This is a genomic window from uncultured Parvibaculum sp. (assembly GCF_963975745.1).
In the GTDB taxonomy this organism is placed as follows: Bacteria; Pseudomonadota; Alphaproteobacteria; order Parvibaculales; family Parvibaculaceae; genus Parvibaculum.
In genome coordinates, this window is the sequence record NZ_CAXBIB010000010.1 from 112,715 (window position 1) to 137,792 (window position 25,078).

The following is a 25,078-nucleotide window of genomic DNA, read 5'->3' on the forward strand; positions in this document are numbered from 1 at the left end:
GGGACAACGACTGCATCGGATGCGAGTCGGATGCTAGCACGGCAATGCGATCCGGCGAAGGCGTTGCTGTCAGTCGGGCAAGCGTATCGCACCCAATCGAGCCAGCATTGCATCGTGGAGCGCCGGACCTGCAACGAGCAGGCTGCGGTGCCGCGTGCTTTCACGATTGTAGGTAAAGGGCCGGCCGTCATGCGTCGTCATGCAGCCCCTTGCCTCGGTGACGATCAGATCCGCCGCCGCAAGATCCCAATCGCTCTTGCCATTCAGCGCGAGCGCCGCGTCGGCCATGCCGCAGGCCACCAGTGCGATCCGGTAGGCGACCGAGTTGCGTTCCAGAATGTCCATTTCAGGCCAGGGCGGGATGCCGGCTCGGCTCCATCCGGGATGCTTGAACATCGGCGCAAAGGCCGCGATCCGGCAGCCTTCGATTTCGCTGCGGTTGCTGACATGGATCGACCGACCGTTGAGCCGCGCGCCGCCGCCGATCGCCGCGTCGAAGAATTCATCCGTCGCAGGATTGAAAAGCGCGGCGATGACCGGACGACCGTCCGCGACCAATGCAACGGATACAACGAAATGGGGTTGGCCCCTGGCAAAGGCCCGCGTGCCGTCGATCGGATCGACGACCCAGGTCAAGCGGCGCGAGAGACGTATCGCGTCATCCTCGGTTTCTTCCGACAACCAGCCATATTCGGGTCGTGCCGAGGTCAGACGCGCCTGCAAGAGATCGTTGACGGCAATATCGGCTTCGGTGACCGGACTGTTGTCGGCATCCTTCGACCATTTCCTGAGGTCGGTGCCGAAATAGCGCATGGCAAGCGCGCCCGCATCCCTGACCGCCTCTTTCAGCAGGACAAAATCACCGTCAGGTACCGGCAACGGTCATCCCCTCGACGCGGACCGTCGGTGCGTTGGTGCCGTGGCGAAACTCGAGATCGTCGGCCGGCGTCATGTTCAGGAACATGTCCTTGAGGTTTCCGGCCACCGTGATTTCACTCACCGGGTATGTGATTTCGCCATTCTCGATCCAGAAACCGGAAGCGCCGCGGCTGTAGTCGCCGGTCACGCCATTGATGCCCATGCCGATCAGCTCGGTGATATAGAGGCCCTGTCCGATATCGGCGATCAATTCCTTCACGCCGAGACAGCCTTTCTCCATATAGAGGTTGGTCGGCGCCGGCGACGGCGATCCGCCCGTGCCGCGTGCCGCGTGGCCGGTCGACACCAGACCAAGCTGGCGTGCCGTTGCACTGTCGAGCAGCCAGGTCGTCAGGCGTCCATCATCGATCAGATTCATGCGGCGGTTCGCGACGCCCTCGCCATCAAACGGCTTTGAGCGCAGGCCACGCTTCATGTGCGGATCGTCGACGATCGAAATGCCGCGCGCAAATACGGCACGATCCATCTCGTTCTTCAGAAAACTGGTTCCGCGCGCGATCGACGTTCCGGAAATGGCGCTCGCAAAATGGCCGACGAGTCCGCCCGAGACGCGCGGATCGTAGACCACGGGCACCGCCTGCGAAGAAACCTTGCGCGGATGGAGCCGCCTTACCGCCTTTTCGCCTGCGCGACGGCCGATCGCGGTGGCGGATTCGAGATCGTGTCCATGCCGCGCCGTCATGTGGTCATAGTCGCGCTCCATCGCCGTGCCTTCGCCGGCCAGCACCGAGCAGGAAATCGAACAGAAGGTCCCCGCATAGGTCCCCGCAAAACCACGGCCGGCGGCATCACGCGCGACCAATGCAACGCTGGAGCGGCCCCACCCCGCCCCTGCCCCGCTCGAATTGGTGACACCATCAACCGCAAGCGCGGCCTCCTCCGCCTCGGATGCCAAAGCGGCCAGTTGTTCTGCCGTCGGCGGCGGGCTCTTGTCTTCGATATCGAGATCCGGCCAGTCCCGTGCCAGCAGCGCGGCATCCGCCAATCCGCACCAGACGTCTTCCGGCGCGGCGCGCGCCATGGCCACCACGCGTTCGATCATCGGTGCAAGCGATGTCTCCGACAGATCCGTGGTGGAAACGCTCGCCTGACGTCTGCCGATGAAAACGCGCAGACCGATGTCACGTCCCTCCGAGCGTTCGACATCCTCGAGCTTGCCGAGGCGCCACGAGACGCCCAGCGACGTGCCCTCCATGGCAACGGCATCGGCGGCATCGGCGCCGGCCGCCAATGCGCGGTCGACAAGCGCTGCCGCTGCATCGAGTGCCGACAACATTCCGTCGGCCTTTGCCGTTCCAGTCATCCCTGCCGCTTCCAGACGTTGTTCAGAGCAATGCGTAATAGAGACAGGCAAGGCCCGCCACAAGCTGCCCGATCCAGGTCAACAGCGTGCCGACAAGGCGTGGCGGCGTCGACGCGCCTGTTCGTGAAACACCGATCGCGTGCAGCACGCGGCCGATGGTCAGCGCAAGACCGACCACATGCAGCACGATGATCGAGGCCGAGAGCATGTGCAGCACTACAAGACCGATCAGGCCGATCGGCGTGTATTCGACATTGGTGATGTGGGCGCGGCTCGCATTGTACAACTTGTCGTCGTCGCCGGTTCCCGTCATCACATTGGCGCGAAGGCGATTGGCAGAGACGCGATAAGCCAGGAACAGGTTGATGAGAATGTTGAGACCGGCATAGACGCCGACGATTGCCAGCGAGATCGAATAGAATGTCATCGGGGCATCCTCCCTTTGGCCTGCCACGGGCCTGATTCTCCGGATCGGCGGCAAGGCTAGCACGGGCCGGACCCCGCATGACAGCGTGACAGCGCTGCCAGCGGCAGCAAATGCCGGGGTCAGTCGTCCGTGCCGGGCCGGCGACTGCGCAGTTGCTTCGTTGCGCCACGCCTGACCTTGCTTTCGAGGCGCCGCTTCTTCTCGCCAAGGCTTGGCCGCGTCGGCACCCGGAACTTCGGCCGATGCGCCGCCGCCGCGATCATTTCCACAAGCCGGCCTATCGCATCGCGACGGTTGGCCTCCTGCGTCCGGAAACGGTTCGCCGTAATGATGACGATACCGTCCTTGGTGAGCTTGGCGCCCGCTATCCGTTCGAGCCGTGCCTTGACCGGCGCCGTCAGCGAGGGCGATCCGCGGACATCGAAACGAAGTTGCGCGGCTGTGGAGACCTTGTTGACGTTCTGCCCGCCCGGACCGCCGGCGCGGATATAGGTGATGGAAATCTCGTCCTCGCCGATCGAGAGGCTGTCCGTGACGGGGATCATCGGCGCATCACTTCCAGATCGGCTTGCCGGTGCCGGGGAGGCCGAGGCTCGACCATTTCTTCGTCACCGCGTCGATCACATCCTGATCCATGCGGATCTGGCGACCCCATTCGCGCTTCGTTTCCGGCGGCCATTTGTTGGTCGCGTCAAGACCGATCTTGCCGCCCAGGCCGCTTTCAGGCGAGGCGAAGTCGAGATAGTCGATCGGCGTGTTCTCGATCAGCGTCACGTCGCGCACCGGGTCCATCCGTGTGCTGATCGCCCACATGACGTCCTTCCAGTCGCGCGCATCGATGTCGTCATCGACCACGATCACCCATTTCGTGTACATGAACTGCCGCAGATAGGACCAGGCGCCCATCATCACGCGCTTGGCGTGGCCGGGATAGGCCTTCTTCATCGAGATGACGGCGATGCGGTAGGAGCAGCCTTCGGGCGGCAGCCAGAAGTCGACGATCTCGGGAAACTGCTGCTGCAGCAGCGGAATGAAGACTTCGTTCAACGCCTCGCCCAGCACCGAAGGTTCGTCCGGCGGACGGCCGGTGAAGGTCGAGAGATAGATCGGGTCCTTGCGCATGGTGATGGCGCTGACGGTGAAGACCGGAAACTTCTCGACCGAGTTATAGTAGCCCGTGTGGTCGCCATAGGGACCCTCGTCTTCATATTCCTCCAGCGAGACATGGCCCTCGATGACGATTTCGGCTTCGGCCGGCACCTTCAACGGCACCGTCTTGCAATCGACAAGCTCGACCTTCCGGCCGCGCAGCAGCCCCGCGAACTGATATTCGCTCAGCGTGTCGGGGACCGGCGTGACGGCGGCGAGGATCGTGCCGGGATCGGCGCCGATGACGCAGGCGGCCGGCAAGGGCTCGCGCTTCTCGGCTTTCCAGCGCGCGTGATGCTGCGCGCCGCCGCGATGCGCCAACCAGCGCATGATCGTTTTGTCTCGCCCGAGCACCTGCATCCGGTAGATGCCGAGATTGAAGTCGTCTTCCTTGACGCCTTTCGGCCCCCTGGTCACGACCAGCGGCCAGGTGATCAGCGGCGCCGGCTCGCCCGGCCAGCAGGTCTGGATCGGCAGGTCGTGGAGATTGATGTCACTGCCTTTCAGCACGATCTCCTGACACGGCGCCGACGACAGCGTCTTCGGCTTCATCGCCATCACGGTCTTCAGCAGCGGCAGCATTTCGAAGGCTTCGCGGAAACCGCCCGGCGGTTCCGGCTGGCGCAGAAAGGCCAGCGCCTCACCGACTTCGCGCAGGTCCTTCGCGTGACGGCGCTCGATGCCGCCCATGGTGACCGCCTGGGCCACCCGCTCCACCGTGCCGAAGAGATTGACCAGTACCGGCATAGGCGAGAGGCGCCCATCGGCCATCTGCGCCTGCTGGAAGATGACGGCCGGCCCCTGCTCGGCCAGCAGCCGGGTCTGGATTTCGGTCATCTCGAGAACGGTCGAAACCGGTTCCGTCACACGGGCAAGGTCGCCCGATGCGTCGAGTTTCGACAGGAATTCGCGCAGCGAGGCATAGGACATCGGCTTTCCGGACTTTCGGCTGTTTTCCGGGCCTTGCACCGGTCCGGGGCGCGCAGAATGCCGCATTCCCGCAGCGCTGCCAAATGGGCCCATGCGTTAACAAGGCGCCAACCGTTCGGGGCGTAGTCTCGATACAGGACACCAATGCGGGAGCGAGCGGCGTGACCAGGCACGGAAAAGAAACACGGCAACCGGCGACGCGCATCTGGCGCGGCGGCGAGATCGATGCCGATCCGTTTCATCTGCCCCAGCATGTCGCCATCGGGGCGGCGGCGCTGCTGCCGCGCGCCTTCGGCTTCATCCGTTTTGCGACCGTCCATGCCGATGCGGTGACGGTCAATGACTCCTCACCCATTCTCGGTATCTTCGATTGGTCGGAGCCGATCTCGGCCTATGAAGGTGTCGCGTTGCGGGTCGTCGATCGCGACAGGCGCGGCATCGAGAAGGCACTCGTGGTCGAGCTGACCCACCGCCGGAATTCGAAGCGCAATATCGTCGTCCATGCGTCGCATGACGGCCTCGACGCGCCGGCGCGCTGGCGCTCCTGGGGCCGGGTGCTTCGGCTGCCATTGCTGGTCGAAGACCGCGAAGGAACGCTTCATGCGGCCGAGCGGCGCCTCGGCGCGCTGCATGTCGGCGAGCCGCAGCCGCATTCCGGCGCCAACCCGCTTTCGGCCCGCCGTCCGCTTTCCTTCGGCCAGTCCGGCCAGCCGCGGCTCTGGGGCGAACGACTTGTCGGCGGCGCACGCCCGCCGGCCTATTGACGCTCAGCCAAATTTCGAAAAATCCGGCGGGCGCTTCTCGAAGAAGGCGCTGATTGCCTCCTTGACCTCATCCGAGCGAAGCTGCGCAGCGAAGACGCGAGCTTCGGCCTCACGCGCTTCGCCGACCCGCGGACGATCATTGTCCTTCAGCAGCGCCTTGGTGGCGCGCACCGCATTGGGCGCCTTCGCGGCGAGCGCCTTGGCGCGGGCGAGCGCTTCCACAGGCAACTCATTGTCCGGGAAGACATCCGCAACAAGGCCGATGGCTTCGGCCTTTTCCGCGCCAATCTTCTTGCCGGTCAGAAAAAGGTCCGCTGCTTTCTGAATGCCGATCTGACGCTGCAGCAGGAAGGTCGAGCCCGCTTCCGGCACGAGGCCGAGATTGACAAAGGGCATCTGGAAGGTCGCGCTCGCACCCGCATAGACCAGATCGCAGTGCAGCAGCATGGTGACGCCGACGCCGACGGCAAGCCCGTTCACCGCCGCCACGACCGGCTTTTCGGCATTGGCGAGATTTTCGAGGAAGCGCGTCACATGCGGCTTTTCCTTCGGCTGTTCGTCGAGCGGCGTCGTGCCCGCCTTGGCGAAATCGGCAAGATCGTTGCCGGCCGTGAAGGAACCGCCGGTGCCGGTGTAGTAGGTGACGCGGATTTTCGGATCGGCATCCGCCGTCTCGATCGCATCAGCCAGCACCTTGTACATCTCCGCCGTCAGTGCGTTCTTCTTGTCCGGGCGGTTGATGGTGACGATCTGGACACCGTCTTCGACGGTCACGAGCACATAATCGGTCATCGGGCGATCCTTCGATTGAACGTTGCAATTGTATCGGTAAGTTCTTTTTCGGAATTTAGGGCTCCGCCGGCCTGCCTGCAAAGCCTATCCATGCAACAGCTTGTGCGCACGGTATGGGTCCGCTGAACGAATTTGAACAGGCATCAGGCAGGCAGGAGACGCCAGACGCTGGTGTTGCGGACATCGGTGTCTTCCAGTTCGCGCGTCGTCTTCACGGCGTAGGAGACCAGTTTTTCAAGGCCGGATTTCGGCAGATAGGTACGCCCGGGATCCCCGATCAGCACCGTCGTGCCCTCGCCCGCAAGCTTGCGCAGCCATGTTTCGATGCGCGCCGCCAGAGGCCCCTCGTAGCACATGTCGCCGACGAGAACGATGTCCCAGCCGCGATTGGCGGTGCCGACAAGATCGTCGGTCGCTGCGGCAATGGCGACATTGTTGGTTTCGGCGTTGAGTGCAATCGCCGCCGCCGCGAAGGCATCGATGTCGGCGGCAAGCGCCATGGCGGCGCCCGCCTTCATCGCGGCAATGGCGATCAGCCCCGAGCCCGAACCGAAATCGAGGACGCGCTGGCCGCGCACGATTTCCGGATTGTCGAGAATGTAGCGTGCCAATGCCTGACCGCCTGCCCAGGCGAAGGCCCAGAATGGCGGCGGCAGACCCGACTTCTCGAGTTCCTCCTCGGTCATCTGCCAGATCGGAACGATTTCGCTGGCGAGGTGCAACCGGATTTCGGGAATGAGCGGCGGTTCGTGAAGCTGCGTGTTCTCGCGAATGAAGCGGGCGGGATCGCTCATGCGCCGGCAGGCAGTGCGGCAAGAACGGCGCGCGCCTGTTCGCTGTCTTTTGCAATCTGCGCCTTCAGGCTTTCCAGGCCGTCGAATTTCCGTTCGGGACGCAGATATTCGACGAACGAGACGGCCGCATGGGCACCATAGATGTCGCCGTCGAAATCGAAGATATGCGCTTCCAGAAGCACGTCCTGCTTGTCGAAGGTCGGGCGTCGGCCGACATTCGCAACGCCGTCATAGCTGCCCCTGTGCGGCCCGTCCTCGATCTCGACCTTCACCGCATAAACGCCAAGCGCCGGTTCGACGTGATCCTCAAGTGGCAGATTTGCGGTCGGAAAGCCGATGGTGCGGCCGCGTTGATCGCCCTGCTGGATATGCGTCTCGACCGTCCACCAATGGCCGAGCAGCTTCGCCGCGCCACGCGGATCGCCCTTTGCCAGAAGCTCGCGGATACGTGTCGAGGAATAGGCTTCGCCGTCACCGCGCACTTCCGGCACGATGTCGACGCCGAAACCTTCCATTTCGCCCATATAGGCCAGCGTCGCCGCATCGCCGCCGCGTCCCTTGCCGAAGCGAAAATCGTAACCCGCCACCACGTGCACGGCGCGCAGCCCGTCGACCAGCACATCGAGAACGAATTCCGGTGCGAGTTTTTGCGACATGCGCTGATCGAATGGCAGCGCCGCCAGAACATCGACGCCCAGCTTTTCCAGCAGCCGTGCCTTGGCGCGGAAAGGGGTCAGACGAAAAAAGGGCTTGTCGGGAAAAAAGAACTGCTGGGGATGCGGCTCGAAGACAAGGACGCCGAGCGGCACGCCGAGTTCTGCTGCCAGACGCGCCGCCTCCCCGATCACCTTGCGGTGGCCGAGATGCACGCCATCGAAGTTTCCGAGTGCGTAGACGCCGCCCGTCAGGCCGGGCGGCACGTGCTCGTGGTGGCGGATAATCTGCATCTGCGTGGGTCGGGGCTCCGGGGCAAAGGGGTCGGCCAAAGGTGATGGCGGATCGGCCCCCATGCGTCAAGTGCAGGGGACGAGACGCCCGTTGCGCATGTTCTACCAGACGAGACGCGGCATGGCCGCGACGGCACGCACGCCAGCGCGGGCCAGGACCGCCTCAACACGCGCTTCGTCGGGGCTCTCAGGCGCCGGGCCACAATCGGCCGCGGCAATCCCGCCGGTGACGAACAGGGCATCGATGCCGGCGTCGCCGGCGCCCAGCATATCGGTCAACGGACCGTCGCCGACGGCCAGGATTCGGGCGTCGGCGACCGGACCGCCGGCAATGTCGGCGAGACGGCGACGCGCCACCTCGTAGATCGGCCGGTGCGGCTTGCCGAAATACACGACCTCGCCGCCCAGTTCCTCGTAGAGCGCGGCCAGCGCACCGGCGCAGTAGATATGTTTCGAGCCGCGCTCGACGATGATGTCGGGATTGGCGCAAACGAGCGGAAGCCTCCGCGCGACCAGATTCTCGAACTGCCTGCGATAGTCTTCCGGCCCCTCGATCTCATCGTTGAACGGTCCGGTGACAAGGATGAAGGCTGCCTGCGCCTCGTCCACGCGTTCGACGCCGGTGCCGTCGAACAATGCCAGATCGCGATCGGGACCAATATAGTAGCAGGCGTCGCCCAATGTCCGACTGCCGAGATAGGTCCGCGTTGCGTCGCCCGATGTGAGGATGCCGTCATAGACATCATGCGGTATGCCCATGCGTTCGAACATTTCCGGCAGCGTCGTCGACGGCCGCGGTGCGTTCGAGAGCAGCAATACGCGCCCGCCCCCGGCGCGGAAGCGGCCCAGCGCATCGGCAACGCCGGGATAGGCCTCGCGTCCATTGTGCAACACGCCCCAGACATCGCAGAGCAGGGCATCGTAGCGGGCGGCGATCGCAGAGAGACCGGAAATCAGCAAGAGATGGTTCCTTCGACAAGGACGGGTCAGGCCGGTGCCCGCATGAAGACGAATTCGGTGACGCCATAGCGCCGCCGGTCGACTTCTACAAAACCTTCCGGCGCAGCGAAGTCGGATGTCACGGCTTCCTCGACGATGCACAAGGCGCCGGGCACCAGCCAGTCGCCGTCCCGTGCCGAGACGAGCGCCGCCTCGCCCAGCTTGCGGCCATAGGGCGGATCGGCGAAGACGAGCGAGAAGGCCGGGCCGACGCTGCCGGGCCGGGGCCCAAGCGAGGCTGCATCGCGCTTGTAGAGCTTGGCATGACCATTGAGACCGAGATGCTCGAGATTCTCGCGGATGGCGGCGCGACTCTCGGCATGGTCGTCGACGAAGAGACAGAAGGATGCGCCCCGCGACAGGGATTCCAGTCCGAGTGCGCCCGATCCCGCAAAAAGATCCAGCACCCGCGCGTCCTCGAGCTCAAAACCGTCAAAATCCGCGTGGGCCAGAATGTTGAACAGGGCCTCACGCGCCCGTTCACCGGTCGGGCGCACGCGGTCCCCCCTGGGTGCCGCGATCGCCCGGCCCCTATGGGTGCCGCCGACGATCCGCATGACGCGCCTTTCCCTTGCCGGCCGCATCGGCCTTTTTGGTGCGGAAGGTCTTCAGCCGCGGCTTCGTTCCGCCGGGCTTTCCCGCCGGCCTGGCATCGCGCTTCGAGACGGAACCGGTGACGGCCTTCTTCGGCGCGTTCCGGTTCGACGGTGCCTCGGCCTGCATGAACTGCTCGGCATGGGCACCGAGCTGGTCCATCAAGACCCGGTTCGGCACCTGCGCCACCTCGCCTTCAGCAAGATCGCCAACCTGGAAGGGCCCGAAAGACAGCCGGATCAGACGATTGACCTTCAGGCCCAGCGCACCGAGCACGCGCTTCACCTCGCGGTGCTTGCCTTCCTTCAGGCCGACCGTCAGCCAGACATTCGAGCCCTGTACCTTGTCGAGCTTCGCCTCGATCGATCCGTAGCGCACGCCTTCGACCGTGATGCCGTCCTTCAACTTGTCGAGATCGGCCTGGGTGATTGCGCCCCAGGCGCGCACGCGGTAACGCCGCGTCCAGCCGGTGGACGGCAGTTCGAGCAGCCGCGCCAAGGCGCCGTCATTGGTCAGCAGCAGCAGGCCTTCGGTATTGATATCGAGACGGCCGACCGAAACCACGCGCGGCATGCCGGCCGGCAGGCGCTCGAAGACCGTCGTGCGACCTTCGGGATCCTTCGCCGTCGTCACGAGTCCGGCCGGCTTGTGATAGCGCCAGAGCCGTGTCGGCTCCTGCTTCGGCAAGGCCTTGCCGTCGACGACGATTGCCTCGCGACCGGTCACGTTGAGGGCGGGGCTCTGCAGCACCTTGCCGTCAACCGTCACACGACCGTCGGCAATCAATTGCTCGGCCTCGCGACGCGAACAGATGCCGGCGCGGGCGATGACCTTGGCAATGCGCTCGCCCTGGGGCGATGCATCGGCGGCGGGCGTTTTTGAGCGAGCGTTCATGCCCCCTCTTTAGCAGGCGCCTTGCCGGACCGAAAGCCACCGCTTGACGGGCCCGGCGCCGCACAGGCAGGGTCCCGTCCATGACCGCCGACAGGACAATCGACAGCCGGCCGCGCCCGATGGACATGGCCATGGCCGAAGCCGAGGCCGCCGCCGCACGCGGCGAGGTGCCCGTCGGCGCGGTCGTGGTCGACGCGAGCGGCACGGTCCTTGGCCGGGCCGGTAACCGGACGCTCGAGCTCAAGGATCCAACCGCCCATGCGGAAATGCTGGCGATCCGCGCCGCCTGCGTGGCCCTCGGCTCGGAACGTCTGACCGGCTGCGACCTCTATGTGACACTCGAGCCCTGCCCGATGTGTGCGGCCGCGATCTCGTTTGCCCGGCTGAGGCGCCTCTATTACGGGGCCGCCGACGCGAAAGGCGGAGGCGTCGATCACGGACCGCGCATCTTCGAACATGCGACCTGCCACCATCGGCCCGACATCTATGGCGGTATCGGCGAGACCCGGGCGGCGGCGCTTTTGCGCGATTTCTTCGCTGCCCGGCGGGACTGAGGAAAGCCCCCGTCCGGCCACGGCTTTCCGCGTGATTTGCCGGGCGCAACGGGCTAGAGTGCAGCCATTCGCCATTGAAACGGGGGCCGAGGCCCTCCAATCCAAAAAATCGAGGGGAGACCTGATGAATTTCGAATATTCCGACAAAACCAAGGAGATGATCGCCCGGCTTGAGCGCTTCATGGACGATCACATCTATCCGAACGAGAAGACCTATAACGACCAGATGGAGGCCTTCCGCGCCGCCGGCAATCCGTGGCAGGTACCGCAAATTCTCGAAGACCTGAAGCCGAAGGCGCGCGATGCCGGCCTCTGGAACCTGTTCCTGCCGGAATCCGAGCGCGGCGGCGGTCTGTCCAACCTCGAATATGCTTCTCTCTGCGAGATCATGGGCCGCGTCGGCTGGGCGTCCGAGGTGTTCAACTGCTCGGCACCCGATACCGGCAACATGGAAGTGATCGAGCGCTACGGCAACGAGCGCCAGAAGAAGGAATATCTGGAGCCGCTGCTCGAAGGAAAGATGCGCTCCGCCTTCCTCATGACCGAGCCGGACGTCGCTTCGTCCGACGCGACCAACATTTCGACCCGCATCGAGCGCGACGGAGACGAATATGTGATCAACGGCCGCAAGTGGTGGTCGTCGGGCGTCGGCGATCCGCGTTGCAAGATCGCGATCGTGATGGGCAAGACCGATCCCAAGGCCGATACCTATCGCCAGCAATCACAGATTCTGATGCCGCTCGATGCCAAGGGCGTCAAGGTTGTCCGCATGCTGCCGGTTTTCGGCTATGACGATGCGCCGCATGGCCATGCCGAAGTGATCCTGGACAATGTCCGTGTTCCGGCCGAGAACCTGCTTCTCGGCGAAGGCCGCGGCTTCGAGATCAGTCAGGGACGCCTCGGGCCGGGCCGTATCCATCACTGCATGCGCACCATCGGCGTTGCCGAACGGGCGCTCGAGATCATGGTCAAGCGCCTCCTTACCCGCGAGGCTTTCGGCAAGAGGATTGCCGATCATTCGGTCTGGGAAGAGCGTGTCGCCCGCGCGCGTACCGACATCGAAATGGCGCGTCTGCTGACGCTCAAGGCCGCCTACATGATGGACACGGTGGGCAACAAGGTTGCCCGCGCCGAGATCGCCATGATCAAGGTGGCGGCACCCAACATCGCGCTCAAGGTCATCGACGATGCCATCCAGGCGCATGGCGGCGGCGGCGTGACCTCAGATTTCGGCCTCGCGAAAATGTATTCGGGCATGCGGACGCTGCGTCTGGCCGACGGTCCGGACGAAGTGCACAATCGCACCATCGCGAAGCTGGAGTTCAAGAAGTATCAGGAGAAACTCCGCGCGGCGGCCGAGTGATCGTGCTGCAGGAGCGGACAGATCGCGGATACTGCATCTGCGACTGATGCAAACCCGGAACGGCCGGCCCCGTCAAACAGGGCCGGCCGTTTTCGCGACCGCCGGACGGACAAGACCAGAAACGAAAAGCAGCGGAACGCAGCCATGACGTCATCGATGAAATTGTACAATGCGCAACTCTCGCCCTATGCCGCGCGTTGCCGCCTTGCGATCCACGCCAAGGGGCTCGATGTCGCGATGATCGACGTCGCCCCCGGCGCCGTTCCGCCGGAACTCGATACGCTGACACCGATGCACAAGGTTCCGCTGCTGGTTCACGGCGACGTGGTGGTGCCGGAATCGGAAACGATCTGCGAATATCTGGAAGACCTGAATCTCGGGACATCGCTGCGTCCCGAGGGGGCAGCCCACATTGCGCGTATGCGGCTGCTGGCGCGGATCGGCGACCTCTACATCATGGAGCCGATGGGCAATCTGTTCGGCCAGATCAACCCGCAGGGCCGCGACCAGGCCCTGGTCGACCGTGAAATGGCCGAATTGCTGAAGGGCATCGGCTGGCTGACCCATTATCTCGACGGATCGCCCTTTGCAGTCGGCGATCGCCTGAGTCTTGCTGATTGCGCGCTGGTACCCATGCTGTTCTTCTTCGATCGGATCGGCCCGATGTTCGGCGAAGCAACACCGCTGAAGCATTTCCCTGCGACCGACGCCTATTTCGGAAGCGTGCAGAATCATCCGTCCGCCGCGAAGGTCGTCGCCGAGCTCGACGCTGCCCTGCGCCGCATGATGGGGAGCTAGAATCTAGCCGCCAGCCAGATTGGCCAGGGCCGGATTGCCGGATGGGTCGAGAGGTGTCGCATTCAGCGCTTCCGCATCGCGGACCGGAACGGCGCAATGCGGCGTCAGCGGCAGCGTCACCGTGACCGTCGTTCCGTTGTCAAGTTCGCTATCGATCTTCATCGTGCCGCCGTGCAGTCCGGCCAGCGAGCGGACCAGCGCCAGGCCGAGACCCGTGCCCTGCTTGCTCAAGGCAGCGTCGGTCGCCACCTGCTCGAACGGTTGACCGAGCCTTGCAATCTGATCCTGCGGAATGCCGCGTCCATTGTCCGATACCGTGATGGCAACGCCGTTCGGCGTCGCGCATACTGCTGCCGAGACCTTTCCACCCGACGGCGTGAACTTGATCGAGTTCGAGAGCAGGTTGAGCACGATCTGCTTCAGCGCGCGCTCATCCGCAACGATCTCCTCGATATCGAGATCCTCCGCCATGTTCATCACAAGGCCGACCCCATTCTCCTCGGCCCGGCCGCGAACAAGGCGTACGCTCGATTCCATCAGATGACGCAGATTGACTGGCTCCGGATGAAGTTCGTACTTGCCGGCCTCGATCTTGGACATGTCCAGAATGTCGCTGATGAGATCGAGCAGCAGCGCGCCGCTCTCGTTGATCAGTTGTGCATATTCGAGATAGCGCCCGTGGCCAAGCTGGCCGAACATCTGCATCCGCAGGATTTCCGAGAATCCGATAATCGCATTCAGCGGTGTCCTGAGCTCGTGGCTCATATTGGCGAGAAAGCGCGACTTGGTGCGGCTGGCCGCCTCGGCGCGCTCTCGCGCATCCATCAGTTCGATCTCGTGCCGCTTGCGCTCGCCGATATCGCGCGTCACACCGACAATCTCGGTCGTGCGCTTGCCGGATTCGTCACGGGCCGGCCGCATCGTCGATTCGAGCCAGATATAATTGCCATTCCTGTGCCGGAACCGATAGTCGAACTGCACCGGCCGACCGCCAACCGCACATTCGATGAAGGCCTTGCGCACGCGCGGAAAATCGTCCGGATGGATCAGCGTCTCGTCGATCGGCTTTCCGATGAACTCCTCGGGCTTGCGGCCCAGCGTCTGCTCGACGGCCGGCGACATGAAGATCACGTTCGACATCGCATCATAATGGGCGACGACGTCCGATGCCTGTTCGGTCATCAGGCGGTACTTGGCCTCGCTTGCCTTCAGCGCCAGCTCGGACTCGACTTCCTGCGTCACATCTTCGGCGAGGCCCACCAGCGCGCCGATTTCGCTGTACGCATCGCCTTCGGCATAGGCATGGGTCTTGATGTAGCGGTAGTTGCCGTCGTCAGCGCGGAACCGCGTGACGCAGTTGACGGGTTCCTGGGTTTCGAAGGCATCGATGAACTTCGACAACAGGGCATCGCGGTCATCCGGATGCACAAGATGCTCGTACCAGTCGCCATCGCGCGGCAGCTGCGTTTCGTCGCGCCCGAGTATGCGTGCCACACCGCGCGACCATTGCGGTGCCGGCTCGCCCTTCACCCAGCGCCAATGACCGAATCGCGCGAGCTGCTCTGCTTCGCGCAACTGACTTTCCAGCCTGTGCGTTTCGGTCACATCGCGGGAACAGCAGAGAATGCCGGCGACATCGGGATCGGCCAGCAGGTTTCGGGCCCGGGCCTCGATACGCCGCCAGGTGCCGTTTGCATGCGGCAGACGGACAATCTCGAGCACTTCGGCGTCCGGAACGAGGACGCATTCTGCGAACTTCTTCGCAAGGCGCTCGCGGTCGTCCGGATGCACCAGCTTGAAAATGGAATGGCCGATCAGCGGCTTTTCCGAAGCGCCGATCACCTTGCGTACGGCAGGGCTCTGGTAGGTTATGATTCCGTCGCGGTCGAGGATGGTCAGGATGTCGCCGGCGTTTTCGACAAGGGCCCGATAGAAGCGCTCGACAGGACGCGGCTGATCTTCCACGGTGCGCGCCGGCGCGCCGCTTGCGGCTGCCTGTTCCGTTTCCGCGGAACGCTCCATCCCTGCTCCCCAAATCCGGCTGAGTGCCGGCAATGTCATGGGCAACCAGACTGCCCAAGACCGGTGGATGCTAGGCGGATTTGTTTAACGTTCTCTTGAGTCACGGGGTCGTGTTAACGCGGTGTTCACCATGTTCCGCCCTCAGTCGGGCCGCTGCACGATGTTCCAGGCGTGATCGGCGAGCATTCGGCAGGAATCGCCGAGCGTCATGGCGCGTTCGGAGCTGGCATTGCCGTCCAGCCCGCGCTTGTAGACGCCCTGGCTGATGGAGGCGAGGCGGAACATCGAAAAAGCGAGATAGAAGTTCCAATGCGGAATGCCGTCGCGGCCCGCATGGCGACAATACTCGGCGACGAACTCCTGCTCGGTCGGCACGCCCGGCGTCTTTGTCCGGTCGATGGCGGAAGCGCCGCCGGCAACGCCGAGGAGGTCATACATGCAGCAATAGGCGACGTCTGCCAGGGGATGGCCGATGGTGCAGAGTTCCCAATCGAGCACCGCGATCATGCGCGGCTCGGTTGCATGAAACATCGTGTTGCCGAGGCGGTAGTCGCCATGCGCGATCGTGACTGACGGCTCGTCGGGAATGTGCGTCGGCAGGTATTTGATGAGTTCTTCCATCGCCGGCACGTCGGCTGTCTGCGCGCCGCGATATTGCTTGATCCAGCGGCCGATCTGCCGTTCGAAATAATTCCCGGGCTTGCCAAAATCACCCAAGCCCACTTTTTCATAGTCGACCTTGTGAAGCCTGGCGAGGTTCTCGGCAAGGTTGGCATAGACGGCGCGGCGCTCCGCCTCCGTCGAATTCGGCATCACCGACTCGCGGAAGACGCGGCCTTCGAGATAATCCATCACGTAGAAGGACGTACCGATGACGCTGTCATCCTCGCAGAGCGCATACATATGCGGCACGGGCACGTCGGTCTGCGCGAGCGCCTTCATCACACGATATTCGCGATCGACCTGGTGGGCGCTTGCCAGCAATTGCCCCGGCGGCTTCTTGCGCATCACATAGCGCTTGCCGCCGCCGACGCCCGCCGTCGTCAAAAGGAATGTGGGGTTAGACTGGCCGCCCTCGAACTGGCGAACCTCGAGCGCGCCGCCGAAGCCTTCCACCGCGTCGCGGCACCAGGCTTCGAGGCGCTTCACATCGAAACGGTGTGCCTCGCGGATCGCCGTGGTTTCGTCGATTGCCTGGCTTGCGGCCTGATTGTCGGCCATGACCGTATCTCTCCCTGCAGATAGCTGTTGCGAGAGACTTACCATGCAGACTGCAGGGGGCAAAGGCGTCGCTGTTTACGCGGCGTCTTCGGTCGGCTTGAAGCCCTCGCCCATTGTGCCGTCGACCCGCCGCTTGCGGGCGTTGTGCACAAGCTTACCCGGACGGTCATCGGTGTCCGGCCGCGACGTCGCCATGCGAATGACTTCGCCGTAATCCGGTTTGGTTTCGATCCGCGGGCCGTAGCCATTGGCGATCAGGAAGGTGCGGGCCCTGGGCAGATTGTAGCAAGGCACCCACATCACCAGGTGATGTTCGACATGATAGTTGACCCAGTAGGGCGCGAGGAAGGCGCGGGCAAGCCAGCCCGCCTTCGTGGTGCGCGCCTGACGGAACGGATCGTTGTCGTCCGGCACCATCGCGTGTTCGGCGATGTTGCGGATGCGCGTGATGGCCTGCTGCCAGGTCAGGAACGGCACCAGCCAGAGAATGAAGTAGAGATACCAGTGTCCGGCTGCCGCCAGCACGGCAAGGATCGCCAGCTGTGCGACCGTTGCGCGGCCGAGTTTTCCCCAATAGTGCTTCAGGCGCTGTCCGAGCGGCCATTCGGCCTTGCCGAGCGCGTTCATGATCTGCGCCTTGCGCTGCTGGTAGCCCGTCTGACCCGTCAGGTCACGGATCATCTTGCGGCGAAAGCTCTTGCGCGTAATAGGGAATGGTGCCGAGAGGACCAGATCGGGATCTTCCGGCTGCTGGGTGTGCGCGTGATGCTGCAGGTGATAGCGGCGATAGGCGCGCGTCTCGGCCATCATCGGATAGGCGCAGAGCCACTGGCTCAGAAACATGTTGAGCTTCTGATTGTGCGTCAAAATCCCGTGCGCGCCATCATGCATCAGGATCGCGAGACCGAGCTGGCGCGCACCGATGACCATCACGGCGAGGATGTAGGTCAACGGATTGGGAAAGACGACAAAAACCGCCATCGTGGCAAAAATGACGCCCCATGCATGCAGCACCAGCCAGGTGCCGCGCCAGTCCGACCGCTGTCGCACGATGGCGAGTTGTGCGGGGGTGAAGAGTTCGCTCGCCATGCTCATGCCGTTGCTCTCCGTTCGATCCTGTCGGGTTTCCCGTCATTCGCCGCCGCGCCGACGCCCGCCATGCAGAAGGCGACGATGTCATCGACGACACGTTCGGGATTTTCATCAAGTTCGTGCGACTGCGGTGCCAGCGGCCCGATCAGCGCCGTCGGAATGGCGCCGGCGATGCAGGCCGCCGCGATCTTCACATCGGTCGCAGGAAGTTCGCCGGCGGCAATGCCGTCTTCGAGAATGCGGGCGAAGATTTCGGCATGGGTGCGGCGGAAGAAAGCGCGTTCCTCGGCGAGGTTGGCGTCGACCGGTTCAGCCAGCAACGCATAGGCGAGGCGACGGCCCCGGACCGCGCGGCCGGCGAACGTGCGCAGCACCTCGACCAGACGCTGGCGCGCCGGCGCGTCGCCTGCGGCAATCGCGGCCAGCAGATCCATCTCGCGCGTCGAGACCTCGCGAAAGATCTGACGGCAGAGAGCTTCCTTGGAAGAAAAATAGCGGTAGAGCGTGCCGGTGGCGACGCCCGCGCGGCGCGCCACTTCGCTCATCTGCGCGGCGGCGAAACCGCCTTCCGACACCAGATCACGCGCAGCATCGAGGATGCTGCGCCGCGTCTCCGCCAGCCGTGCCGAAACCTTGTCTGTGCGCCGGTAGGTCAAGATATGAACCTTAATTCATTTCAAGGAATGAACCATGGTTCAGGTCGCCCTGTCAATCCTTGACGGGGGGTGGAAGCCGCGCTCAATCGGCCGCGCGCAGGGCCGGGCCGAAGCCACTCAACGGCTTGTTTTCAATCGCCTTTTCCGGGGCACGCCGAGATGTCTCGACGGTGCCGGCCCAATCGGGCTGACCGCTGAAGGCGGCCGCTGCGAGCGCTGCGCTGTGAAGCCATTCTTTCAGCATCCTGTTCATCGATGCCTCCTTGTGTTGCGTTGCAGCATATCTATTCGTGCAGCGCAAAATTTCAAGTGGCAGGGCATGCGTCAAAAGCGCATATGGCGTTGCGCAGGAAAGGCAGCGACTCGCTTATGGTCCTGAGGCATAACCCCGGAACCCCGAACGCCGGTCCGCCCATGAGCCCCGCCCCGCCCGATCATCCGTCCACGGAAGAGGACAGCGCCGCCGCGCTGTTCGGGCTGCGCGATTTCCGGCTCTACATCTCGGGACGATTCCTCGGCACGCTGGCGATGATGATCCAGTCGGTCGCGGTCGGCTGGCAGGTCTATGATCTGACCGAAAGCGCGATGGCACTCGGCATGGTCGGGCTGGCGCAGTTCCTGCCGATGGTGCTGATCACGCTGCCGGCCGGCGACGTTGCCGACCGCGTCGACCGCCGGCTGATCGTCGCCGTGGCGGCGGCTCTGGAAGCGGCGGCGGCCGGCTGGCTGATCGTGCTCTCGCTGCTCGGCACGCATGAGGTGATCTGGTTCTATGCGGCGCTGGCGCTGTTCGGCACCGGCCGCGCGATCATGGCGCCGGCCTCGCGCAGCTTCGTGCCGCTGATCGTCTCGAGCCGGCAGATGCCGCGCGCCATCGCGGTCAGCTCGTCGTCGTTCCAGATATCGGTGATCGTCGGGCCGGCGCTGGGCGGCTTTCTCTACATCTTCGGACCGGTCGCCGCCTATGGCACGGCCTTTGCCGGTTTCCTGATCGTCGCCGCGGCGTTCCTCGCGATGAAGGTGCGGCCGGCGCCGCTGCCGGACGGGCCCGCCGTGACGGCGCTGCATCGCCTGACCGCCGGCATTTCCTTCATGCGCCGCTCGCCGATCGTCTTCGGCGCGATCTCGCTCGACCTCTTCGCGGTGCTGCTGGGCGGCGCGACGGCACTGCTGCCGATCTTTGCGCGCGACATTCTGGCGGTCGGGCCGCAAGGGCTCGGCGTGATGCGGGCGATGCCGGCGGCCGGCGCCATTATCGTCAGCCTGCTGCTGATCTGGCGACCGATCCGCGCGCGCACCGGCCATGTCATGTTCGCCTGCGTCGCCGTGTTCGGGATCGCCACGATCGCCTTCGGCCTGTCGCGCGATTTCGGACTGACGCTGGCCGCGCTGGCGCTGATGGGTGCCTCCGACATGGTCAGCGTCAATATCCGTTCGACGCTGGTGCCGCTGGCGACGCCGCAACCGATGCTCGGCCGCGTGTCGGCGGTCGAAATGCTTTTCATCGGCGCCTCGAACGAGCTTGGCGAGTTCCGCGCCGGCGTTTCGGCGGCGCTGTTCGGCACGGTGCCGGCGGTGCTGATCGGCGGCATCGGCACGCTGGGCGTGGTCGGCTTGTGGATGTGGCTCTTCCCGGCGCTCAGGACCGTCGACAAGTTCGAGGACGTCAAGCCGAAGGAAAGCGGCTAGAGGAATTGTCCCGCGACGATGGCGGCAAAGAGGATCAGGCCGAAATCGCGATTGCCGCGAAAGAGCTGCAAACAAAGGGACGGATCGTCGATGTCGAGGCGCAGGATCTGGCGCAGGAGATGCGCGGCGCCGAGGCCAAGGCCGATCCAGAAAAGAAATCCGAGACCCGCCAGCGCGCCGGCGGCCGCGAAGCCTGCCAGCGCCGCGCCGTAGAAGAGCCACATCCATTTGTATGTTGCGGCACCGAGCTTCAGCGCGCTCGAACGCACGCCGACAATCGCGTCGTCCTCGCGGTCCTGGTGCGCGTAGATCGTGTCGTAGCCGACGGTCCAGAAGACCGCGCCGAGATAGAGCAGCAGCGGCGCGGCCGAAAGCGAACCGTGAACGGCCGCCCAGCCCATCAACGCGCCCCAGTTGAAGGCGAGGCCGAGCACGATCTGCGGCCAGTCGGTGATGCGCTTCATGAAGGGATAGATCGCGACCAGCAGCAGCGAAGCAAAACCGAGCCATATGGCATAGGCATTGAGCGAGAGTAGAACGGCAAGGCCGACAAGACATTGCGCGGCAAGGAAGGCCCAGGCTGCTGGCACACTCACCGCGCCCGACGGCAGCGGCCGCGCGCGCGTGCGCGCGACGGCGGCGTCGATGTCGCGGTCGACGATGTCGTTCCAGGTGCAGCCAGCGCCGCGCATGACGAGCGCGCCGAGGGCGAAAAGCGCCAGCAGCCAGGCGTCACGCCAATCGTCCGTGGCCAGAGCAACCGACCACCAGCAGGGCAGCAGCAACAGCCAGGTGCCGATCGGCCGGTCGGCGCGGGCGAGACGCAGGAAGGGCCGCGCGAAAGCAGGCGCGCGCGTGTCCACCCAGTTTTGGGGCGCGGCATCGGCGACGGCGGAAGGGGCGGGATCGTTCATCGGACACTCGGCACGGGGCTTCGATTCGGCATGCCGCATGATGCCACGGCGCGCCCGAACGGGGATTTGTGACAGCGATTGTGACAGCGGAATCGGGCCTTACCCCCCCTCTGTCACGCAACTGTCACAACACTGTCATAAATGGATTTATCCCCGGGTTTATCGGTCAGGCCGAAGGCAGGTCATGCTGCGGCGCAACAATCCGGAAGTAGCCACCTGACATCGCTCGTTGTCGTTTTGCCGTGACGGCAATCCTCATTCTGGCAATGGCGCCGTTTTTGCGATGACGGCAACCGGGACTGGATTGCCTCGACGGCAATGCATTCAGGATTCGATATGCAGGGGCACCGCCGGCAGTCGCCCGGCGGTCAGTCCGGGCAGGTGCTGCTTCAGGGAGGCCGGAAAAAAGATATCCCCGCTGGCCAGGAGGGCCGGCAGCGCCCACCAGCGCAGTTCGCGGATCACCGCGCGCTCCGCCTCGGTCCAGCCGGCGGTGGCGAGCGAGGATGTTTCGGCATGAGCGATGAAGAAGGTCTCCTGCAGCAGCCGCTTCTCGCCGCGGACGGTCAGAACATGTTCCGTGTACCACACAGGCGGCCCGAGGCGGGCATCCGCGAGACCCGTCTCCTCTACGAGTTCGCGGCGAGCGGCATCTTCGAGTGCCTCGCCGGGTTCGACGGCGCCGCCGATGGTCACCCAATAGGGGCGCGCGAGCACCGCGCCGTCGGCGCCGCCGACATCGGGGTCGTGCATGCGGACCAGCAGCAGGCGCTTGGCGGCGTCGAAGAGCAGGACGCGGGCTGTCGGGCGGGTACGCATGGGGTGACGATAGAGAGGTGGGGTGGGAAAGGGAATGTGGAGGAAGAAAGGGGTTCACGCAGAGGCGCAGAGACGCAGAGGGGTTTTGGTTCTATATACGTCATTGCGAGCGCAAGCGAAGCAATCCAGAAGCGGTATGCGCTGAGTCCGGCGTTTTCTGGATTGCTTCGTCGCTTCGCTCCTCGCAATGACGACGAAATTGCAGCAAGTCACATATAACTCCCATGACCCGCCCCGCCGACATCACCGACACCGACGACAATCCGCGTTGTGCCAGCGGGAAGGCGCGGCTTTTTGTCGAGGGGGAATTGCGCGCGGGCGCGTCGCTGACGCTCGAGGCGGACCCGTCGCATTATCTGGTCAATGTGCTGCGCATGGGCGCCGGCGACGGGGTGCTGCTCTTCAACGGGCGCGACGGGGAATGGGCGGCGCGGATTGCCGAGCCGCACAAGAAACATTGCGTGCTGGAACTCATCGAGCGGACGCGGGCGCAGGAGCCGCTGCCCGACATCTGGCTTTTGTTCGCGCCGGTCAAGAAGGCGCGGCTCGATTTCATCGCCCAGAAGGCGACCGAGATGGGGGCCGCCGTCATCCAGCCGGTCGTGACGGCGCGCACGGTGGTGACGCGGCTCAAGGACGAGCGCTTGCAGGCCAATGCCGTCGAGGCGGCCGAGCAATGCGGGCTTGTCGCGGTGCCGGAGGTGCGCGCGGCGGCGAAGCTTGCCGGCTTGCTGGCGCAATGGGATGCGATCGCGCCGGGGCGGCGCATTCTCTTCTGCGACGAGGGCGCGCGGCCGGGCGAAGCGCGGGTGGTGCTTGAGAAGCTTGCCGGCGAAGGCTGGCGCGGGGCGCCGCTCGCCGTTCTGGTCGGGCCGGAAGGCGGGTTCTCGCCGGAGGAGCGGGACATGCTCCGTGCACGGCGCGACACGGTGGCGCTGTCGCTCGGGCCCCGGATCATGCGCGCCGACACGGCGGCGATCGCGGCGCTGGCGGTTGTCGGGCTGGTGCTGGGGGACTGGTGAGGGGTTAGCGAAGTTCAATACGCGGTGGTTGCTTGATGTCCACCCTCCCCTTGGGGGAGGGTCGAAATTTGCGGAGCGTCAGCGAAGCAAATTTAGGGGGTTCGGGGTGTTTCGCAAAGCGAACAAAAAGGTCCGGCGGACCTTTTTGAACCCCGAACGAAAGCCCGTGGCATTGCCCTGCGCTTCGCTCCGGGCGTTCGAAGCTCGAAAAGGCCCACCGGGCCTTTTCGTTTGCCTTCGGCAAACCGCTCCTCACCCCCCAAAAATTCTTCGCAAGCTCGAATTTTTCGACCCGCCCCTCAGGGGCGGTGGTCGCTCGATTGAAGGCTGTGCAATCGGTCATGTGGCACGGCCGGAACTTCGCTCACGGCAATGTATGTGTTCCGGTTATGCGCTGAAGTTCCTCGCTTACCCCTCCCCAAACGGACTTCGCCCGTTTGACTGCCCTGCGCTTCGCTCCGGGCGTTCGACGCTCGAAAAGGTCCATCGGACCTTTTCGTTCGCTCGCGCGAAACGCCTCTCACCCCCCAGGGGCGGGTGGTCACTTGAATAAAGGCTGTGCTCATGATGTTTGAAATTGCTCTCGGCCACTTCCAGCCCCTACTCTCTCCTCGTCCCGCAACCCGCCCGCTCAGAAAATGACTTCCACACAGACACTGACCATTGCCGTTGCCGGGCTCGGGCAGCGGATTTCGACCGTGACCCGGCATCTGGTTGCAGCCGCGCCGCATGTGCGCGTCGCCGGCTATTGCGATCCGGCGCCGGTGGGGCTTCGCGCGCTCGAGAAACGGGGGATCGAAACGGGTGCGGCGCATGAAAGCGTCGCGGCGATGCTGGCGGCGGTGAAGCCCGATCTGCTGATGGTCGGCTCGCCCAATCATCTGCATCTCGATCACATCAAGTCGGGGCTTGAAGCGGGTGTGCGGGTCTTTTCCGAAAAGCCGGTGGTGCGCAGCGAGGACGAGACCTGGGAACTGGCGCGGCTCTTGCGCGCGCATGGCGAAGCGTCGGTGATCGTCGGGCTGGTGCTGCGCTCCTCGCCGCTGGTCGCCGCCGTGCGCAAGCGGCTGGCGCATCAAAGTTTCGGACGGCTTGTCAGCTTCGAGGGCAACGAGCATCTGCATCCCGAGCACGGCGCCTTCCTGATGCGCGACTGGCGGCGGCACGCCGCCCATGCCGGCTCGTTCCTGCTCGACAAATGCTGTCACGATTTCGATCTCTACCGGCTTTTTGCCGGCGCGCTGCCGGCGCGCGTCGCCAGTTTCGGCGGGCGGACGATCTTCACGCCCGAGAATGCCGGCCTCGCCGAACGGCGCCACAAGGACGGCGCGCAAGCCTATTCGGTGTGGCGGGCCGGCTGGAACGGCGGCAATGAAGTCTTTGCGTCCGACGCCGATGTCGCCGACAACCAGGTGGCGCTTGTCGAATACGAGAACGGCGTCCGCCTTGCCTTCCATGCCAACACGCATGCGGGGCTGATGCAAAGGCGCTGGTATTTCGCCGGCACGGGGGGCGCGATGGAGGCCGATCTCGTGACCAATCGCCTCACCTTCCGCGATGCGCTCGGGCTCGACGCTCCGCAGACGAAGGATATGGAACTCGGACCCGAGGCGCATTACGGCTCCGACCCGGCGATGGGCCGCGACCTCGCCGCGCATCTCCTCGAAGGCGCGCCCTTCCCGGTTCAGGTGCAGGACGCGATGATTGCCGGGCTGACCGTAATGGCGGTCGACCGGGCGATGCGCGAGGGGACGGTGGTCGATTGCGGGGCGCTGTGGGAACGGTTGGAAAGGGAGATGGGGTGGGCGGTCGATTCGTCGACAGGGTGAGCCCCTTCCATTTTCAAAACCAGTCATGTCATCCCGGCACTTGTTGCGTCAGCGTTTGCCCGTACCATCCCCCAACTCGTCTTTGCCGGGCTTGACCCGGCAATCCAGAAGGCGCGCAACGCGCGCCGTCTCTCTCTAAAAACTACAGCAGCTCTTCAAACAAATCGCGCCATGTCGGGTTCATTTCCTCGATCAACGCGATCTTCCATGCCCGCGACCAGTGCTTGATGTTCTTCTCGCGCTGGATCGCACCAATAGCCGTTCCATGGGGCTCATACCAGACAAGGCGCTTGACGCCGTAGCGGCTGGTAAAGCCCTTGGCGAGTTCCAACCGGTGCTCCGACATGCGGCGTAACATATCGTTGGTAACGCCAGTATAGAGCGTCCCGTTCTTCCCGCTCGCAAGGATGTAGACGAAGTAATCCCGCATGGGAGGAGTTTGGCGCATCGCCCGGAACGAGAGCAATGCGCTTGCAGCAAAGAGTCCTTGCGAAGAGAGACGCCGCCTTGCGGCGGCTTCTGGATTGCCGGGTCAAGCCCACTGCTGTCCGGTTAAGCATAGGCAAT

25 protein-coding genes and 1 pseudogene are annotated in these 25,078 nt (G+C 64.2%); 7 read left to right on the forward strand and 19 right to left on the reverse strand.

Features of this window, described 5'->3' with window-relative positions:
- Nucleotides 1–69 precede the first annotated feature (69 nt).
- The 5 genes from AAC071_RS09900 to AAC071_RS09920 all read right to left on the reverse strand — a co-directional run bounded on the left by AAC071_RS09900 (nt 70) and on the right by AAC071_RS09920 (nt 4,748).
- A complete protein-coding gene (locus AAC071_RS09900) occupies nt 70–879 on the reverse strand; it encodes a 3'(2'),5'-bisphosphate nucleotidase CysQ (RefSeq protein WP_339832129.1) in 810 nt (269 codons plus the stop codon).
- Entirely contained in the window at nt 866–2,242 is a 1,377-nt protein-coding gene (locus AAC071_RS09905) for a metallopeptidase TldD-related protein (protein WP_339832130.1), read from the reverse strand. The genes AAC071_RS09900 and AAC071_RS09905 overlap by 14 nt, the downstream gene beginning before the upstream one ends.
- Before the next feature lie 22 nt (nt 2,243–2,264).
- Complete coding sequence (locus AAC071_RS09910) at nt 2,265–2,669, reverse strand: MAPEG family protein (RefSeq protein ID WP_339832131.1); 405 nt, start codon at nt 2,667–2,669, stop codon at nt 2,265–2,267.
- A 119-nt stretch (nt 2,670–2,788) separates the two neighbouring features.
- On the reverse strand, nt 2,789–3,214 hold the full coding sequence (gene arfB, locus AAC071_RS09915) for an alternative ribosome rescue aminoacyl-tRNA hydrolase ArfB (RefSeq protein ID WP_339832132.1): 426 nt from the start codon (nt 3,212–3,214) through the stop codon (nt 2,789–2,791).
- A gap of 7 nt (nt 3,215–3,221) precedes the next feature.
- On the reverse strand, nt 3,222–4,748 hold the full coding sequence (locus tag AAC071_RS09920) for a UbiD family decarboxylase (protein WP_339832135.1): 1,527 nt from the start codon (nt 4,746–4,748) through the stop codon (nt 3,222–3,224).
- 161 nt (nt 4,749–4,909) lie between these two features.
- Between AAC071_RS09920 and AAC071_RS09925 the strand changes: the two genes are divergently transcribed.
- The gene (locus tag AAC071_RS09925; RefSeq protein ID WP_339832136.1) at nt 4,910–5,512 is read left to right on the forward strand and encodes a DUF6101 family protein; all 603 of its coding nucleotides are present in this window, start codon (nt 4,910–4,912) and stop codon (nt 5,510–5,512) included.
- A gap of 3 nt (nt 5,513–5,515) precedes the next feature.
- Here AAC071_RS09925 and AAC071_RS09930 read toward each other — a convergent pair whose 3' ends face one another.
- From AAC071_RS09930 to AAC071_RS09955, 6 genes and pseudogenes are all read right to left on the reverse strand, one after another.
- Nucleotides 5,516–6,304, reverse strand: a complete 789-nt coding sequence (locus AAC071_RS09930) for an enoyl-CoA hydratase (protein WP_339832137.1) — start codon at nt 6,302–6,304, stop codon at nt 5,516–5,518.
- A gap of 143 nt (nt 6,305–6,447) precedes the next feature.
- The gene (locus AAC071_RS09935; protein ID WP_339832139.1) at nt 6,448–7,098 is read right to left on the reverse strand and encodes a 50S ribosomal protein L11 methyltransferase; all 651 of its coding nucleotides are present in this window, start codon (nt 7,096–7,098) and stop codon (nt 6,448–6,450) included.
- Nucleotides 7,095–8,045 carry a bifunctional riboflavin kinase/FAD synthetase gene (locus AAC071_RS09940; protein ID WP_339832140.1) on the reverse strand — a complete coding sequence of 317 codons (951 nt, stop codon included), beginning with the start codon at nt 8,043–8,045 and terminating at the stop codon, nt 7,095–7,097. Before AAC071_RS09940 ends, AAC071_RS09935 begins: the two co-directional genes overlap by 4 nt.
- A gap of 102 nt (nt 8,046–8,147) precedes the next feature.
- Nucleotides 8,148–9,005: a TIGR01459 family HAD-type hydrolase gene (locus AAC071_RS09945; protein ID WP_339832142.1), complete on the reverse strand. Its 858-nt coding sequence runs from the start codon at nt 9,003–9,005 to the stop codon at nt 8,148–8,150.
- A gap of 26 nt (nt 9,006–9,031) precedes the next feature.
- Nucleotides 9,032–9,601 carry a 16S rRNA (guanine(966)-N(2))-methyltransferase RsmD gene (gene rsmD / locus AAC071_RS09950; RefSeq protein ID WP_339832143.1) on the reverse strand — a complete coding sequence of 190 codons (570 nt, stop codon included), beginning with the start codon at nt 9,599–9,601 and terminating at the stop codon, nt 9,032–9,034.
- Between the two features lie 184 nt (nt 9,602–9,785).
- Nucleotides 9,786–10,490 (reverse strand): annotated as a pseudogene (locus AAC071_RS09955) (pseudouridine synthase); the annotation flags it as partial.
- Nucleotides 10,491–10,612: 122 nt separating this feature from the next.
- On the opposite strand from AAC071_RS09955, the gene AAC071_RS09960 reads away from it, so the two are divergent.
- The 3 genes from AAC071_RS09960 to AAC071_RS09970 all read left to right on the forward strand — a co-directional run bounded on the left by AAC071_RS09960 (nt 10,613) and on the right by AAC071_RS09970 (nt 13,247).
- Nucleotides 10,613–11,086 carry a nucleoside deaminase gene (locus AAC071_RS09960; RefSeq protein WP_339832144.1) on the forward strand — a complete coding sequence of 158 codons (474 nt, stop codon included), beginning with the start codon at nt 10,613–10,615 and terminating at the stop codon, nt 11,084–11,086.
- Nucleotides 11,087–11,210: 124 nt separating this feature from the next.
- The gene (locus AAC071_RS09965; protein ID WP_339832146.1) at nt 11,211–12,449 is read left to right on the forward strand and encodes an acyl-CoA dehydrogenase family protein; all 1,239 of its coding nucleotides are present in this window, start codon (nt 11,211–11,213) and stop codon (nt 12,447–12,449) included.
- A gap of 144 nt (nt 12,450–12,593) precedes the next feature.
- Nucleotides 12,594–13,247, forward strand: a complete 654-nt coding sequence (locus AAC071_RS09970; protein ID WP_339832148.1) for a glutathione S-transferase family protein — start codon at nt 12,594–12,596, stop codon at nt 13,245–13,247.
- Between the two features lie 3 nt (nt 13,248–13,250).
- On the opposite strand, the gene AAC071_RS09975 is transcribed toward AAC071_RS09970, so the two are convergent.
- The 5 genes from AAC071_RS09975 to AAC071_RS09995 all read right to left on the reverse strand — a co-directional run bounded on the left by AAC071_RS09975 (nt 13,251) and on the right by AAC071_RS09995 (nt 18,491).
- Nucleotides 13,251–15,269, reverse strand: coding sequence for a PAS domain S-box protein (locus AAC071_RS09975; RefSeq protein WP_339832150.1), 2,019 nt, complete (start codon nt 15,267–15,269; stop codon nt 13,251–13,253).
- Nucleotides 15,270–15,410: 141 nt separating this feature from the next.
- A complete protein-coding gene (locus AAC071_RS09980; RefSeq protein ID WP_339832151.1) occupies nt 15,411–16,490 on the reverse strand; it encodes a phosphotransferase in 1,080 nt (359 codons plus the stop codon).
- Nucleotides 16,491–16,565: 75 nt separating this feature from the next.
- Nucleotides 16,566–17,585, reverse strand: coding sequence for a fatty acid desaturase family protein (locus tag AAC071_RS09985; RefSeq protein ID WP_339832152.1), 1,020 nt, complete (start codon nt 17,583–17,585; stop codon nt 16,566–16,568).
- Nucleotides 17,582–18,238, reverse strand: coding sequence for a helix-turn-helix domain-containing protein (locus tag AAC071_RS09990; protein WP_339832153.1), 657 nt, complete (start codon nt 18,236–18,238; stop codon nt 17,582–17,584). Before AAC071_RS09990 ends, AAC071_RS09985 begins: the two co-directional genes overlap by 4 nt.
- 82 nt (nt 18,239–18,320) lie before the next feature.
- Nucleotides 18,321–18,491 (reverse strand): hypothetical protein, encoded by a 171-nt coding sequence (locus AAC071_RS09995; protein WP_339832154.1) that lies wholly within the window; start codon nt 18,489–18,491, stop codon nt 18,321–18,323.
- Nucleotides 18,492–18,652: 161 nt separating this feature from the next.
- Between AAC071_RS09995 and AAC071_RS10000 the strand changes: the two genes are divergently transcribed.
- On the forward strand, nt 18,653–19,927 hold the full coding sequence (locus tag AAC071_RS10000) for an MFS transporter (protein ID WP_339832155.1): 1,275 nt from the start codon (nt 18,653–18,655) through the stop codon (nt 19,925–19,927).
- Here the strand turns inward: AAC071_RS10000 and ubiA are convergent.
- The gene (ubiA, locus tag AAC071_RS10005; RefSeq protein ID WP_339832156.1) at nt 19,924–20,841 is read right to left on the reverse strand and encodes a 4-hydroxybenzoate octaprenyltransferase; all 918 of its coding nucleotides are present in this window, start codon (nt 20,839–20,841) and stop codon (nt 19,924–19,926) included. The two genes, AAC071_RS10000 and ubiA, sit on opposite strands and share 4 nt — an antisense overlap.
- Before the next feature lie 324 nt (nt 20,842–21,165).
- Nucleotides 21,166–21,660, reverse strand: coding sequence for an NUDIX domain-containing protein (locus tag AAC071_RS10010; RefSeq protein ID WP_339832157.1), 495 nt, complete (start codon nt 21,658–21,660; stop codon nt 21,166–21,168).
- A gap of 224 nt (nt 21,661–21,884) precedes the next feature.
- On the opposite strand from AAC071_RS10010, the gene AAC071_RS10015 reads away from it, so the two are divergent.
- Together AAC071_RS10015 and AAC071_RS10020 are read left to right on the forward strand one after the other, a co-directional pair.
- Nucleotides 21,885–22,682 (forward strand): 16S rRNA (uracil(1498)-N(3))-methyltransferase, encoded by a 798-nt coding sequence (locus tag AAC071_RS10015; protein WP_339832158.1) that lies wholly within the window; start codon nt 21,885–21,887, stop codon nt 22,680–22,682.
- Nucleotides 22,683–23,320: 638 nt separating this feature from the next.
- Nucleotides 23,321–24,511, forward strand: a complete 1,191-nt coding sequence (locus AAC071_RS10020; protein WP_339832159.1) for a Gfo/Idh/MocA family oxidoreductase — start codon at nt 23,321–23,323, stop codon at nt 24,509–24,511.
- Nucleotides 24,512–24,653: 142 nt separating this feature from the next.
- On the opposite strand, the gene AAC071_RS10025 is transcribed toward AAC071_RS10020, so the two are convergent.
- A complete protein-coding gene (locus tag AAC071_RS10025; protein ID WP_339832160.1) occupies nt 24,654–24,941 on the reverse strand; it encodes a GIY-YIG nuclease family protein in 288 nt (95 codons plus the stop codon).
- Between the last annotated feature and the right edge of the window lie 137 nt (nt 24,942–25,078).